The following is a 15,151-nucleotide window of genomic DNA, read 5'->3' as shown; positions in this document are numbered from 1 at the left end:
AGCGGCGCCCCACCCCCATCCCCCAGGCAAGGAGAAGCCCGCGATGACCGTCATCGACGTCCATACCCACATGTTCACGCACAAGTGGCTGCAACTGCTGCAGGAAAAGAGCGGCATCTACAACGTGCAGGTGCGCCCCGACGGCCAGCGCGAGGTGTTCCGCGGCAACACCCCGGTGGTGATCCCGCAGAAGGGCCACTTCGACTGGGAGCTGCGTATCGAGCACATGAACCAGGCGAAGATCGACGTCTCGGTGGTCTCGCTGACCTGCCCCAACGTGTACTGGGGCGGCGAGGAGATCAGCGTGCTGGCCGCGCGCGAAGCCAACGACAACGTGGCCGAGGCGCAGTCGCGCTACCCGGACCGCATCCGCTGGTTCGCGTCGCTGCCCTGGGAGTACCCGCAGCGCGCCGTGGAGGAACTGGAGCGCGCCTGCGCCAAGGGGGCGGTCGGCGTGATGGTGCTGGCCAACGTCGCCGGCAAGAGCCTCACCGACCCGATGTTCGCGCCCATCTGGCGGGCGATCGACCAGCGCAAGCTGCCGGTGCTGGTGCACCCGACGGACCCGCCCGGCGTCGACCTGATGGACATGAGCAAGTTCGACCTCTCCTGGTCGGTCGGCTTCATGTTCGACACCACGCTCGCGATCACGCGCATGATCTTCGAGGGCTTCTTCGACCAGTACCCGGACCTGAAGATCATCGCCTCGCACGGCGGCGGCACGCTGCCGTATCTCGTGGGCCGGTTCGAGAAGGGCGACGAGGTCGAGCTGCCGTCGCGCCGGCAGATGAAGCGCAAGCCCACCGACTACCTGCGCCACATCTACTACGACAGCATCACCTACGACCTGCGCCCGCTGCAGTACCTGATCAGCGTCGTGGGCCACGAGCACGTGATGTTCGGCACCGACTGGCCGCACTGGGTGCACGACACGAAGGGCTCGTTCGCCAATACGGCGGCGCTGCCGGAGGCGCAGATGCGGGCCATCCGGTCGGCCAACGCGCAGAGGGTGTTCGGCTTCTGAGCGGTGTAGCGCCACTCGATTTTCCGTAATGCGGAACGATTTTTCGCTTGCTGCACCGCATTACGATTATTTGAGTCACTGATTCATCGACTCCACGGTCATTAATGCGATCTGGAGTTCGTAATACAGTACCGCCATGGATCATCCCAAGGCGGTGCTGTTCGATGCCTACGGCACGCTCTTCGACGTCTACAGCGTGGGCCTGCTCGCGGAACAGCTCTTCCCCGGGCAGGGGCAGGCGCTGTCGGTCCTCTGGCGCGACAAGCAGATCGAGTACACGCGCCTGGTCACCACCAGCAGCGAAGGCGCGCACTACCAGCCCTTCTGGGAGCTGACCCGCGCTTCCCTGCGCTACGCGTGCAAGCGGCTGGGCCTCGCGCTCACGGCGGAGCACGAGCAGCACCTGATGAACGAATACCGGCACCTCTCCGCCTTCCCGGAGAACCGCGAGGTGCTGCAGGTGCTGCGGACGCGCGGCATCCCCACCGGCATCCTGAGCAACGGGGACCCGCAGATGCTGGGCGTCGCCGTGCGCAGCGCCGGCCTCGAGGGGCTGCTGGATCACGTGATCAGCGTCGACACCGTGCGCAAGTACAAGACGCATCCCGAGGCCTACCGCCTCGGCGTGCAGGCGTTGAAGCGGCCCGCCAGCCAGATCCTGTTCGTCAGCTGCAACGCCTGGGACGCGCTGGGCGCGACCTGGTTCGGCTACCGCACCTTGTGGGTCAACCGCTACCGCCTGCCCTTCGAGGAACTGGGCACGCAGCCCACGCGCACCGGCAGCACCCTCGACGACGTCCTTTCATTTTTCGAGTAAACGGCAATTTCAGGAGAAGAGAACATGACCAGCCGCACGACGATCCACTCCCTCGAGGTGGATACCGCCCTCCAGCGCTTCATCGACGACGAGGTGCTGCCCGTCGTGGGCGTCGACCGCGCGACGTTCTGGCAGGGCTTCGACGCCCTCGTGCGCGACCTGTCGCCCAAGAACGCCGCCCTGCTGGCCGAGCGCGACCGCCTGCAGTCCGAGCTGGACGCGTGGCACAAGAAGAACCCCGGCCCGATCCGGGACCTGCCCGCCTACCGCGGCTTCCTCGAGAAGATCGGCTACCTGGTGCCGCCGCCCAAGGGCGCGAAGGCGACCACCGCGAATGTCGACGCCGAACTCGCCCTGCAGGCCGGCCCGCAGCTGGTGGTGCCCATCCTCAACGCCCGCTACGCGCTCAACGCCGCCAACGCGCGCTGGGGCTCGCTGTACGACGCCCTCTACGGCACCGACGTGATCCCCGAGAGCGGCGGCGCCGACAAGGGCCCCGGCTACAACGAGGTGCGCGGCCAGAAGGTGATCGCCCGCGCCCGCCAGGTGCTGGACCAGGCCGCGCCGCTGGCGAGTGGTTCGCACGTCGACTCCACCGGCTACAAGGTGGTGGACGGCAAGCTGGTGGTCACGCTCAAGGGCGGCCAGTCGACCGGGCTGAAGGACCCGGCGAAATTCGTCGGCTACCAGGGCGACGCGTCCGCGCCCTCCTCCGTGCTGCTGAAGAACAACGGCCTGCACCTCGACGTGCTGGTCGATCGCAGCAACGCCATCGGCGCCACCGACCCCGCCGGCATCGCCGACATCGTGGTGGAAGCCGCGCTGTCCACGATCCTCGACCTCGAAGACTCCATCGCGGCCGTCGACGGCGAGGACAAGCTGCACGGCTACCGCAACTGGCTGGGCATCCTGCAGGGCACGCTGACCGAGCAGGTCACCAAGGGCGCGCGCACCTTCACCCGCGGCCTGAACAGCGACCGCATCTACCGCACCCCGCTGGGCGACGGCGAAGTGCGGCTGCACGGCCGCTCGCTCCTGTTCGTGCGCAACGTCGGCCACCTCATGACCAACCCGGCGATCCTCTGGAACAAGGGCCAGGAGATCTTCGAAGGGATCATGGACGCGGTGATCACGACCGCCATCGCCATGGTCGACCTGCAGGGGAAAGGCGCGAACGGCATCCGCAACTCGCGCACCGGCTCCATCTACATCGTGAAGCCCAAGATGCACGGCCCGAAGGAAGCGGCCTTCGCTTCCGAGCTGTTCGGCCGCGTCGAGCAGGTGCTGGGCCTGCCCGCCGACACGGTGAAGCTGGGCATCATGGACGAGGAGCGCCGCACCAGCGTCAACCTGCAGGCCTGCATCGCCGAGGCGGCCGCGCGCGTGGCCTTCATCAACACCGGCTTCCTCGACCGCACCGGCGACGAGATGCACACGGCCATGTACGCCGGCCCGATGATCCGCAAGGGCGACATGAAGTCCAGCGCCTGGATCCAGTCCTACGAGCGCAGCAACGTGCTGGTGGGCCTGGCCAGCGGGCTGCGCGGCCGCGCGCAGATCGGCAAGGGCATGTGGGCCATGCCGGACCTGATGGCCGCGATGCTGGAACAGAAGATCGTGCACCCCCGCGCCGGCGCCAACACCGCCTGGGTGCCCTCGCCGACGGCGGCCACGCTGCACGCCCTGCACTACCACATGGTCGACGTGTTCGCCGTGCAGCGCGAGCTGGAGGAAGTGAACTACGAGGCCGAGCGCGAAAAGCTGCTGACCGGCCTGCTCACCGTGCCGGTCGCTCCCGAGGTGAAGTGGAGCGCCGAGGAGCGCCAGCAGGAGCTGGACAACAACTGCCAGGGCATCCTGGGCTACGTGGTGCGCTGGGTGGACCAGGGCATCGGCTGCTCCAAGGTGCCGGACATCCACAACGTGGGCCTGATGGAAGACCGGGCGACGCTGCGCATCTCCAGCCAGCACATCTGCAACTGGCTGCTGCACGGCGTGGTCACCGAGCAGCAGGTGCGCGACACCTTCCAGCGCATGGCCGCCGTGGTGGACAGGCAGAACGCGGGCGACCCGCTCTACAAGCCGATGACCGGCCGCTTCGACACCTCGGCCGCCTACCGCGCCGCGCTGGACCTGGTGTTCAAGGGCAAGGAGCAGCCGAGCGGCTACACCGAGCCGCTGCTGCACGCCTGGCGCCTGAAGGTGAAGGCCGCGGCGGCGCGCTGATTCGGCACCGCGCGGGGGTCGGGTTCTTCCAGAACGCAAAAGCCGCAAAGGTTTCGCGAAAGCCGCAAAGGAAATCCTTGATTGGATTTCACCTTTGCGGCTTTTGCGCGCTTTTGCGGCTTTTGCGTTGAATCTCCCCGATCAAGCTCAGCACTCGTTTCCCACCTAGTCACCCGCCAGTCGCGTCCCTACACTCGGCCTCCCTCGTCCATCAGGGGAGTTCGAATGGCCAAGATCACCCTGCGCGTCAACGGCGCGAGCCGCAGCCTCGACGCCGATCCGCAGATGCCGCTGCTCTATGCGCTGCGCAATGACCTGGAACTCAAGGGGCCGCGCTTCGGCTGCGGCAAGGGCCAGTGCGGCGCCTGCTCGGTGCTGGTCGACGGCAAGGTCGTGCGCTCCTGCAGCACCCCGATGGAGCGCGTCGCCGGCAAGTCCGTGACCACGCTCGAAGGGCTGGGCAGCAGCGCGAAGCCCAGCGTCGTGCAGCAGGCCTTCATCGACGAACAGGCCGCGCAATGCGGCTACTGCTCCAACGGCATGGTGGTCGCCGCCACCGCGCTGCTGAAGGAGAACCCGCACCCCAGCGATCAGCAGATCCGAGAGGCGCTCGCGCACAACCTATGCCGCTGCGGCACCCACGTGCGCATCGTCAAGGCCGTGCAGCGCGCGGCGCAGCAACTCGCCTGAAGGAGGCCGCCATGGATCGCAGACTGTTCCTGCAAACCGGCGCCGCCCTGGGCCAGGCGCTCGTCATCGGCTTCGGCGGCCTGCCCGCCCCCGCGGCTGCCAAGTCCATGCGCAAGGAGGCACTCGATGCCTGGCTGGCGGTCGGCGCCGACGGCCGCATCACCGTCTACAGCGGCAAGGTCGACCTCGGCACCGGCGTGCGCACCGCGCTCACGCAGATGGTCGCCGACGAACTCGAGGTGCCGATGGAGCGCATCGCCCTCATGATGGGCGACACGGCCACCACCATCGACCAGGGCCAGACCGCCGGCAGCCTCAGCATCAGCGTGGGCGGCCAGCAGTTGCGCCGCGCTTGCGCCACCGCGCGCCAGGCCCTGGCGACGCGCGCCGCCACCGCTTGGGGCGTGGGCCCGGACGAGGTCGTATTCCAGGGCGACGGCTTCGTGCGCCTGCAGGCCGATCCCGCGAAGAGCGCCAGCTATCCGAGCCTGCTCGCCGAGGGCATCCAGGCGATCGAGGTCGACCCGAAGGCGCCGCTGAAGAAGGCCTCCGCGCACCGCTTCGTCGGCAAGTCGGTCAAGCGCCTCGACATCCCGGCCAAGGTGACCGGCGAGTTCACCTACGTGCACGACATCCGCCTGCCCGGCATGGTGCACGCGCGCGTGCTCCGGCCCGACGCGATCCAGGCCAGCCTGATGTCGGTCGACGAAACCGAGGCGAAGCAGCTCCCCGGATACCTCGGCACGGTGCACAAGGGCAACTTCCTCGCGGTGCTGGCGAAGACCGAATGGGAGGCCGTGCAGGCCGCGCAGAAGGTCCGTCCGACGTGGTCGGTGTGGAAGGGCCTGCCGGCGCAGGACCGCATGATGGAGACCTGGCGCGCGCAGCCGGTCGTGAAGACCGAGCCGCGGCCCAGCCACGGCGACGTCGATGCGGGCCTGCAGCAGGCCGCGCGCACCTTCAAGGCGAGCTACGAGTTCGGCATCCACTCGCATGCCTCGCTCGGGCCGTCCTGCGCGGTGGCGCGCGCCGAAGGCGGCAGCCTGGAGATCTGGTCCCCCTCGCAGGCCACGCACTCGCTGCAGACCGAGGTCGCCCTCATGCTGGGCACGCAACCCGCGAAAGTGCAACTGCATTACGTCGACGGCTCCGGCTGCTACGGCCGCAACGGCCACGAGGACTGCACTGCCGATGCGGCGCTGGCGGCCACCCTTCTCTCGGAGAAGACCGGCCAGCCGGCCACCGTGCGCGTGCAGTGGATGCGCGACGACGAACACGGCTGGGACCCCAAGAGCCCGCCGACGGTGGTCGACCTCGAGGCCGGCCTCGACGCGCAGGGCGGCGTCACGGCCTGGAAGTCGCGCTTCATCATCGCGATGCAGAACGGCACGCTGGAGGAGTTCCCGCTGCTGGCCGCCGTGCATTCCGGCGTGGCCAAGAAGGGCAGCTACACCGGCAACATCGCCCACAACAGCGACGTCGAGTACGCCTTCCCGGCGACGCTCACCCGCGTCGACCGCGTCGGCAACGCCTTCCTGCGCACCGCCCACCTGCGCACGCCGGGACGCATGCAGAACAACTTCGCCAACGAGTCCTTCTTCGACGAGCTGGCGGCAGCCGCCCGCAAGGACCCGGTGCAGATGCGCCTGGCCTACCTGAAGGACCCGCGCAGCCGCGAGGTGATCGAGGCGGCGGCGAAGATGGCGGGCTGGCAGGCGCGCCCCGCGTTCAGCGCGCCCATGCCGGGTGCGGTCGCGCGCGGCCGCGGCTTCGCCTACATCCGCTACCAGAACGAGCACACTTACGTCGCGATGGTGTGCGACGTCGCGGTCGACCGCGCCAGCGGAAAGATCCGCGTCGAGCGCGTCTTCTGCAGCCACGACTGCGGCCAGGTGATCAACCCGGACGGCGTGGTCAACCAGGTGGAGGGCGGCATCGTCCAGACCATCAGCCGCACGCTGCTGGAGGAAGTGCGCTTCGACGCCAGCCGGGTGACCACCACGGACTGGGCCAGCTACCCGATCCTGACCTTCCCCGAGGTGCCGAGGATCGAGGTGCAGGTGATCAACCGGCCCGAGGCACCGCCCTGGGGCGCCGGCGAGATGGCGGCGGCGATCGTGCCGGCGGCAATTGGTAACGGTGTGTACGACGCGGTGGGCGTGCGGCTCCGCAGCGTGCCCTTCGTTCCCTCGCGGGTGCTCGCCGCCCTGGCCGCGGCCCCGAAGGTGTCGTGAAATGGCCACCGTCCGGCGCGCGAGCGGTCGCGCCGGGCGGGGCGTCATTGCCGGGCTGACCGGGCCGGGGTCTAATGGCGCGGTTCGAGGGAACCGTTGGGTCAATGTCCGTTGTGAATCAAACCGTCTCGCGCAGCATGGGCGAGGCCGTCGGTGCCTCCGCGCGCCTGATCGAAAAGTGCGTCGACCAGGCGGTCGCGAGCCTGCAGCAGGCAGAATCGGCCGCCACGGGCGAGCAGCGCCAGCTGCTGTCCGACGCCTGGCGCCAGCTGCTGAATCAACGCGTCGCTTTCAGGAACCGCTTTCCCCGTTCCCTCGGCACTGCCTTCGAAGCCGAGGCCGGCGAGAGGCCGCGCGCCGCGACGCCGCGCGACGAACTGCCGACGCTGTCGCTGTCCCTGGTGGACGACACGGAGATCTCCCGCACCATCGAGACCTCGCGGCTCGCGCAGCAGCTCACGGCAACGCTGGAGCGCCCGCTGCACGAACTGGATGCCCTCATGAGCAGCGCGCTGGGGCTGCCGACGATCCAGCCCGAGCGCAATCCGCTGCGACCCGCCGTCTACGCGCAGGCGCTGCGCGAAATGATGGTCGAAGACCATCCCGATCCCGCCTGGCCCGCGCTATGGCTGCGGCACATGGCCGCGCCGCTGGCGCAGGAACTCGAGCAGGTCTACAAGGCCCAGACGCATTTCCTGACCCTGCAGCGGGTGAGCGCGGCCAACTACCGCCTGCGCACCTCCGCCAGCCCGTCGCGCCCGGCCCCGCTGGGCGGGATGTCGCGACCGGCGCCCCTGGGCGGCATGTCGCAGCCCGCGCCCCTCGGGGGCATGTCGCGGCCTGCGCCTCTCGGAGGCATGTCGCAGCCCGCGCCCCTGGGCGGGACGGGCCCGCGCGGGCCCGCATGGCATGGCCAGCCCGGTTCGGGCGCCGTGCCCCTCGATCCTTTCGGCCAGTCCGGCTTCTCCGGCTTCGCGGACCTGCCGGTGCGCAACGTCGAAGGCGGGCGGCTGCAGCAGTTCCTGCTGCGCGGCGAGCCGCAGGCGCATCGCCCGCTGGCACCCAGCTATTACGCGCAGGTCGACGCCGAACTGCGCGCGCTGGAAGCGGCACTCGACGAGGCGCAGCCCTACGACGAGCGCGCGGTGCGCCGGCAGCTGCACGTGCCGGCCGTGGACCGGCAGGCCCGCCAGGTCGACACCGACAGCCCGCTGCCGGAGGACTGGGGCCGCTTCAAGGCCGCGCGCGAGCGCGCCCTGGTGCGCGGGCGGCTCAAGAAGGAGGCGCGCGAGGTCGGCCAGGTCTACGGCCTGGAAGTCGTGCGGCGCCTGGTGGACCGCGTGGCCGACGATCCGCGCCTGCTCGCTCCCGTGCGCGAGGCGATCGTGGGCCTGGAGCCCTCGCTGTTGCGCCTGGCGATGGTGGCCCCGCGCTTCTTCAGCGATGCCGAACACCCCGGCCGCCTGCTGGTGGAGAGGGTGGCGGAGCGCAGCTTCCGCCACAACGACGAATTCAGCGTCGAGTTCCAGAGCTTCCTGGGGCCGGTGGCGCGCAGCTTCCAGCGCCTCAACGAGATCGACCCGGTCGAGAGCGCGGACCCGTTCCGCGCCGCGCTGACGGACCTGCAGGCCGCCTGGGCGGCGCAGGACGCGCTCGACGACGAGCCGCAGCGCAAGGTGCTCGACGCCGTGCAGTTCGCCGAGCGGCGCCAGCACGAGGCCGACCGCATCGCGAGCGAATTCCGCCAGCGCTCCGACCTCGAAGGGGTGGACGAGGCCGTGCGCGAGTTCGTCCTCGGCTCCTGGGCGCTGGTGGTGGCGCATTCGCGGCTCACCCAGCCTGAACGCGGCATCGACCCCGGCGGCCACATCGCCGTCATCACCGACCTGCTGTGGAGCGTCAAGCGCGACCTGACGCTGCGCGACCCCGCGAAGGCCTTCGAGGTGATCCCGCGCGTGCTCATGAAGCTGCGCACCGGGCTCACCATGCTGGGCCAGCAGCCCTCCGAGAGCGAGGGCTTCTTCCTGCAGCTGGAAGCGCTGCATCGCCCGGTGATGAAGCTGCGGGCGCGTCATCGCCACGGCAGCGTGGCGGCGCCCGAGCCGCCGCCCGTGACACGGCCGCCGCAGCCGGCCCGGGCGCCCGACGAGCCCTGGATGGGGCCGCAGGAACTGCACGCCGCAGGCTTCGAGGAGGGGCCGCCGACCGGCCCGGCCCCGCTGGCGACCCCCAGCGGCCACGCGCCGCTGGAAGAGAGCGGACAGCTCACCGCGCAGGAAGTGGACGCGATGGTGGAGCGGCTTTCGACCGGCTGCTGGGTGGACCTCCACGCGCGCCAGCACTGGCGCCGCGCCCGCCTCAAGTGGGCCTCCGAGAAGCGCACGCTGTTCCTGTTCGTCAGCCACGGAGGCCAGCCGCATTCGATGACGCGGCGCAGCCTGCAGAAGCTGCTGAGGGAACGGCTGCTGCGCCTGGTGGACAGCGAGGCCGTGGTGCCGCGCGCGCTGGAGCGGCTCGCCGAGTCCGCCCCCGCACCCGCCCCCGCCGCCTGAGATCCCGGTCGGCCGGGCCACCTGCCCGCGCCGAACCCGCTACGATGCGCCCCGTGGACGCCGCCGCCCCGAACCCCTCCCTCTGCCCGCTCTGCGGCCAGCCGAACCGCTGCGCCATGGAGCTGGAACGCGAAACCGGCGTGAAGCAGGAAGCCTGCTGGTGCGCGGGCGCCACCTTCGGACCCGAGCTGCTCGCGCGCGTGCCGCCCGAGGCCCAGCGCCGCGCCTGCATCTGCCCCGCCTGCGCGCGCGGCGGCGCCAGCGCGTGAGCGTCGCGGAAGCCGGCTCGGTCGCCGTCCTGCGGGAACGACACGGCCCCAACTACCGCTGGCTGCTGATGATGGCCCTCATGGTCGGGGTGATGGCCTCGATCATGTCCTCCACCGTCGTGAACGTGGCCATCCCGGACATGAGCCACTACTTCGGGCTCAACCAGGAACGCGCGCAGTGGGTGAGCTCCGGCTTCATGGTGGCGATGACCATCTCGATGCTGACCACGCCCTGGCTGCTGGCGCGCTTCGGCTACCGCCGCACCTACGTCGGGACCATGGTGCTGCTGATGGCCGGCGGCATCCTCGGCGGCGTCGCGATGCAATACCCGCTGGTGCTGGGCGCGCGCGTGGCCGAAGGCTTCGCCGCCGGCGTGGTCCAGCCCATCCCCGCCATCATCATGCTGCGCGCCTTCGAGCCCCACGAGCAGGGTCGCGCCAGCGGCATGTTCGGCATGGGCGTGGTGCTGGCGCCGGCGCTCGGGCCCAGCATCGGCGGCCTGCTGGTGGACGGGTTCGGCTGGCGTTCCATCTTCTTCATGGTGGTGCCCTTCTGCCTGGCGTCGATCTGGCTCGCCTACCGCTACGTGCCGACCACGGCGCCCGGCGGCGGCATCGCCGCGAGCGGCGGCACGCGGCTGGACTGGCGCGGCCTGGTGCTCGGGAGCGTCGGCACGCTGTGCCTGCTCAATGGCCTGCTGGAGATCCGCGGCGGCGACCCCCGGCTCGCCGGCGGCCTGCTGCTCGGCGCGTTGGCGGCGCTGGCCGCGATGATCGCCTGGCTGCGGCGCGCCCGCCGCAGCGGGCGCGAGGCGCTGATCAACCTGGACCTGTTCGGCTACCGCACCTACACGATGGGCACGCTGGTGGCCTTCATCTACGGCATCGCCCTGTTCGGCTCGACCTACCTGCTGCCGGTGTACATGCAGACGGGCCTGCAGCTGCCCGCCTCGCACGTGGGCACCATCCTGCTGCCCTCCGGCATCGTGCTGGCGATCACGATCGGCCTGGCCGGGCGGCTGACCACGCGGCTGCCCACGCGCGTGCTGGTGGGCGTCGGGCTGCTGCTGCTGGCGCTCTCGTTCGCGCTGATGCCCACCGTGCACCTGGAGACCGGCCTGTGGGTGCTGGTGGCCTGGGCGATCCTGGGCCGCATCGGGCTGGGCTTCATCCTGCCCTCGCTGAACCTGGGCGCGATGCGGCCGCTGGCCAAGGCCCTGATCCCGCAGGGCGCCAGCGCCATCAACTTCCTGCGCATGCTGGGCGGCGCGGCCGGCGTGAGCCTGTGCGCGATCGTGCTGGAGTGGCGGCTGGCAGCGCACGGCGACGCGCTCACCCGCCCCGGCACCAGCCCGGCGCGCCTGGCGGCCTTCAACGAAACCTTCCTGCTGCTGGCGGCGATCTGCGCCCTGGCGCTGGTGGCGGCCTGGCAGTTGCGCGACCCGCCCGGAACCGTGCCCACTGAAGAATAATCACCCCATGTGCCAGCTGCTGGGGATGAACTGCAACACGCCCACGGACGTGACGTTCAGCTTCGCCGGTTTCGCCCAGCGCGGCGGCCGCACCGACGAGCACGTGGACGGCTGGGGCATCGCCTTCTTCGAGGGGCTGGGCCTGCGCCACTTCGTGGACCACCTGCCGGCCTGCGAGTCGCCGGTGGCGGAACTGATCCGCCGCTATCCGATCAAGAGCCGCAACGTCATCGCGCACATCCGCAAGGCCACGCAGGGCCACGTGGCGCTGGAGAACTGCCATCCCTTCGTGCGCGAGCTGTGGGGCCGCTACTGGGTGTTCGCGCACAACGGCGACCTGCAGGACTTCCAGCCGCGCCTGCACGCCAGTTTCCGCCCCGTGGGCAGCACCGACAGCGAGCGGGCCTTCTGCTGGCTGATGCAGGAGATGTGGAAGTCGCACGCCGGCGTGCCGAGCGTGGAGGAACTGACGCTGACGCTGCGCGAGCTGACGCCGTCGATCGCGAAGCACGGCCGCTTCAACTTCCTGCTGTCGAACGGTGACGCGCTGTGGGCGCACTGTTCGACGAACCTTTGGTACGTGGAACGCAAGCATCCGTTCACGCATGCGCACCTGGCGGACGAGGACCTGAGCATCGACTTCGCCCAGCACACCACGCGGGACGACAAGGTGGCGGTGGTGGTGACGGCGCCGCTGACGGTCAACGAGCCGTGGACGCAGTTCGCGCCGGGGGAGCTGAAAGTGTTCGTGGACGGGCAAGCTGTTTGAAACCAGGCAGCCGAACGCAGAGGGCGCAGAGGTTACGCAGAGAACGCAGAAGAACATCCATCAATAAGATTTTTTCTGCGCCCTTTGCGTAACCTTTGCGCACTCTGCGTTCGGCTGCCTGGTTTTGGCCGTCAAGCCCTAAAGCACCGTCCGATCCCGAGCCACCGCCTCCTCCATTGCATCCACGAACATTGCCGGCACGTCGAAGCCCGTCTGCTGCATGATCTCCTGGAAGCAGGTCGGGCTCGTGACGTTGATTTCGGTGAGGCAGTCGCCGATCACGTCCAGGCCGATCAGCAGCAGGCCGCGTTCGTTCAGCCGCGGGCCGATGGTCTCGGCGATCTCGCGGTCCCGTTCGGAGATCGGCTGCGCCACGCCCTTGCCGCCCGCCGCCAGGTTGCCGCGGATCTCGCTGCCCTGCGGGATGCGCGCCAGGCAGAACGGCACCACCTGCCCGCCGATCACCAGCACGCGCTTGTCGCCCTGCGAGATCTCCGGCACGAAGCGCTGCACCATGATCGTGGTCGCGCCCTGCTGGTTCAGCGTCTCGATGATCGAACCCAGGTTCAGGCCCTCGGGCCCGACGCGGAAGATGCCCATGCCGCCCATGCCATCCAGCGGCTTCAGGATGATCTCGCCGTGCTCCTCGTGGAAGCGCCGCACCTCGTCGGCCGAACGCGTGACGAGCGTGGGGCTCACGAACTGCGGGAACTCCATGATCGCCAGCTTCTCCGGGTGGTCGCGCAGCGCCGCCGGCCGGTTGAACACCCGGGCGCCCTCGCGCTCCGCCTGCTCCAGCAGGTGGGTGGCGTAGAAGTACTCGCTGTCGAAGGGCGGGTCCTTGCGCATGATCACCGCATCGAAGTCCTTCAGAGGCCGCACGCTGGTCTGGCGGACCTGGAACCAGTCCTCCTCGGCGCCCGTGAGCGTGACTTCGCGCACCTCCGCGTGCACCAGTTCGCCCGAGCGCCAGGTGAGGTGGCGCGGCTCGCAGGCGGCGATGCGGTGGCCGCGCCGCTGCGCCTCCCGCATCATCGAGAAGGTCGTGTCCTTGTAGATCCTGAAGACCTCGAGCGGGTCGGCAACGAAGAGGATGTTCATCGGCGTGGCAATGCTGTTCGCGCCACTGTCGCACAAAACGCGGCGGGTCGCTGCTCCCGCCCCCGGGCGGCCCTCCTCGCGGCGCGAGCGCAGCGCTCAGATTTCGACCTTGGATCCCAGTTCGACCACCGAGTTGTTCGGCAGGTTCAGGAAGTCGGCCGCGGCGCTCGCGTTGTGGTGCATCTGCGCGAACAGCTTCTCGCGCCAGCTCGCCATGCCGCCGCCGATGGAGGGCACCACGTTGTCGCGCGACAGGAAGTAGCTGGTGGTCATGGGCTCCAGCTCGCAGCCGCGATTGCGGATCTGCTCCAGCGCCCGGGGCACGTCGGGATCGTTCTTGAAGCCGTAGTGCAGGATCACCTGCCAGCAGTCGTGCCCCAGCGACTCGATCTCGGCGCGGCGATTCAGCCCGATCCAGGGCACCTCGTGGTTGCGCACCGTGACGAACAGGTTGTGCTCGTGCAGCACCTTGTTGTGCTTCAGGTTGTGCAGCATCGCGTTGGGCACCGCGCCGGGCTCCGCCGTGAGGAAGACGGCCGTGCCGGGAACGCGCAGCGGCGGCGCGGCGAACACCGATTCGAGGAAGCTCGGAAGGTCGATGGCGTCGGTCTTGAGCTTCTCGTTCAGGATATAGCGGCCACGCTTCCAGGTGGTCATCAGCGTGAAGATGCAGCCGCCGATCAGCAGTGGGAACCAGCCGCCCTCGAACAGCTTCAGCAGGTTGGAGGCGAAGAAGGCGAAGTCCACCAGGAAGAACACGCCGGTGGCGGCGATGCACAGGGCCAGCGGATAGTTCCAGCCGTAGCGGATCACGAAGAAGGTCAGCGTGGTGGTGATCAGCATGTCCAGCGTCACCGCGATGCCGTAGGCCGAAGCCAGCGCGCTGGAGGAGCGGAACATCACCACCGCGACCACGATCGCGACGAACAGGCCCCAGTTCACCGCCGGCACGTAGATCTGGCCGGTGTCGCGCACGCTGGTGTGCTGCACGTTCAGGCGCGGCAGGTAGCCGAGCTGCACGACCTGCTTGGTCACGCTGAAGGCGCCGGTGATCAGCGCCTGCGAGGCGATCACCGTGGCCATCGTCGCCAGCACCACCAGGGGCAGCAGCGCCCAGTCCGGCGCCATCATGTAGAAGGGGTTCTTCACCGCCTCCGGGTTCGCCAGCAGCAGCGCGCCCTGGCCGAAGTAGTTGAGCGTCAGCGCCGGCATCACGGAGCTGAACCAGGCCAGCCGGATCGGCTTCTTGCCGAAGTGGCCGAGGTCCGCGTAGAGCGCCTCGGCGCCGGTGACGCACAGCACCACCGCGCCCAGGATGATGAAGGCGGTGCCCGGCTGGGTCCACATGAAGCCCAGCGCGTAGTACGGGTTGAGCGCCTTCAGGATCTCGGGGTGCTGCAGGATGTGCGAGACGCCCAGCACCGCGATCGTCATGAACCACACCAGCATGATCGGCCCGAAGAAGCGGCCGATGCCGCCGGTGCCGCGCTTCTGCACGAAGAACAGCATCAGCAGCACCACCAGCGTGAGCGGGATCACCCAGTCCTTGAAGCGCGGCGAGACCACCTCCAGGCCCTCGACCGCGGAGAGCACCGAGATCGCCGGCGTGATGACGCCGTCGCCGTAGAACAGGGAGGTGCCGAAGATGCCGACACCCAGCAGCACCCTGCGCAGGCGCGGCTTGCCCTTGACCGCCTGGGACGCGAGCGCCAGCATTGCGATGAGGCCGCCCTCGCCGTTGTTGTCGGCCCGCAGCACGAGCACGACGTACTTCAGCGAGACGATGACCGTCAGCGTCCAGAAGAAGATGGACAGGATGCCGTAGACGTTCGGGATCGTGAAGGGGACGTGGTGGCCCCCGAACACTTCCTTCACGGCATACAGCACGCTGGTGCCGATGTCACCGTAAACGACGCCGATGGCGCCAAGCGTGAGCGCCGCAAGGGAAGATCTCGAGTTCTGCACGAACGGCCCCGTCCCGGGCCCGGAATGCCGGC

At 69.3% G+C, this 15,151-nt stretch carries 11 protein-coding genes; 9 read left to right on the top strand and 2 right to left on the bottom strand.

Translation table 11 applies throughout. The features are described from left to right. Positions 1–43 precede the first annotated feature (43 nt). The 9 genes from JJ685_RS16295 to JJ685_RS16255 all read left to right on the top strand — a co-directional run bounded on the left by JJ685_RS16295 (position 44) and on the right by JJ685_RS16255 (position 12,053). The gene (locus JJ685_RS16295) at positions 44–1,024 is read left to right on the top strand and encodes an amidohydrolase family protein (RefSeq protein ID WP_201675313.1); all 981 of its coding nucleotides are present in this window, start codon (positions 44–46) and stop codon (positions 1,022–1,024) included. A gap of 136 nt (positions 1,025–1,160) precedes the next feature. After that, on the top strand, positions 1,161–1,841 hold the full coding sequence (locus JJ685_RS16290) for a haloacid dehalogenase type II (protein ID WP_201675312.1): 681 nt from the start codon (positions 1,161–1,163) through the stop codon (positions 1,839–1,841). A 24-nt stretch (positions 1,842–1,865) separates the two neighbouring features. Further along, the gene (locus tag JJ685_RS16285) at positions 1,866–4,067 is read left to right on the top strand and encodes a malate synthase G (RefSeq protein WP_201675311.1); all 2,202 of its coding nucleotides are present in this window, start codon (positions 1,866–1,868) and stop codon (positions 4,065–4,067) included. 225 nt (positions 4,068–4,292) lie between these two features. Next, the gene (locus JJ685_RS16280; protein WP_201675310.1) at positions 4,293–4,757 is read left to right on the top strand and encodes a (2Fe-2S)-binding protein; all 465 of its coding nucleotides are present in this window, start codon (positions 4,293–4,295) and stop codon (positions 4,755–4,757) included. An 11-nt stretch (positions 4,758–4,768) separates the two neighbouring features. Then, on the top strand, positions 4,769–6,991 hold the full coding sequence (locus tag JJ685_RS16275) for a xanthine dehydrogenase family protein molybdopterin-binding subunit (RefSeq protein ID WP_236599022.1): 2,223 nt from the start codon (positions 4,769–4,771) through the stop codon (positions 6,989–6,991). Positions 6,992–7,104: 113 nt separating this feature from the next. Beyond that, the gene (locus tag JJ685_RS16270; RefSeq protein ID WP_201675308.1) at positions 7,105–9,543 is read left to right on the top strand and encodes a DUF1631 family protein; all 2,439 of its coding nucleotides are present in this window, start codon (positions 7,105–7,107) and stop codon (positions 9,541–9,543) included. A 53-nt stretch (positions 9,544–9,596) separates the two neighbouring features. Further along, complete coding sequence (locus JJ685_RS16265; RefSeq protein ID WP_408015473.1) at positions 9,597–9,812, top strand: cysteine-rich CWC family protein; 216 nt, start codon at positions 9,597–9,599, stop codon at positions 9,810–9,812. A gap of 68 nt (positions 9,813–9,880) precedes the next feature. Beyond that, the gene (locus JJ685_RS16260) at positions 9,881–11,284 is read left to right on the top strand and encodes a DHA2 family efflux MFS transporter permease subunit (RefSeq protein ID WP_201675414.1); all 1,404 of its coding nucleotides are present in this window, start codon (positions 9,881–9,883) and stop codon (positions 11,282–11,284) included. Positions 11,285–11,291: 7 nt separating this feature from the next. Next, positions 11,292–12,053 carry a class II glutamine amidotransferase gene (locus JJ685_RS16255; protein ID WP_201675306.1) on the top strand — a complete coding sequence of 254 codons (762 nt, stop codon included), beginning with the start codon at positions 11,292–11,294 and terminating at the stop codon, positions 12,051–12,053. Positions 12,054–12,191: 138 nt separating this feature from the next. Here the strand turns inward: JJ685_RS16255 and gshB are convergent, their stop codons facing one another. Continuing rightward, on the bottom strand, positions 12,192–13,154 hold the full coding sequence (gene gshB / locus JJ685_RS16250) for a glutathione synthase (RefSeq protein ID WP_201675305.1): 963 nt from the start codon (positions 13,152–13,154) through the stop codon (positions 12,192–12,194). A gap of 96 nt (positions 13,155–13,250) precedes the next feature. After that, complete coding sequence (locus JJ685_RS16245; RefSeq protein WP_201675304.1) at positions 13,251–15,119, bottom strand: potassium transporter Kup; 1,869 nt, start codon at positions 15,117–15,119, stop codon at positions 13,251–13,253. Positions 15,120–15,151: the final 32 nt, after the last annotated feature.

It is taken from the genome of Ramlibacter monticola, assembly GCF_016722785.1.
Classification (GTDB): Bacteria; Pseudomonadota; Gammaproteobacteria; order Burkholderiales; family Burkholderiaceae_C; genus Ramlibacter; species Ramlibacter monticola.
The sequence above is the reverse complement of the archived record's forward strand: the minus strand, read 5'-3'. Positions and strand labels throughout refer to the sequence as shown.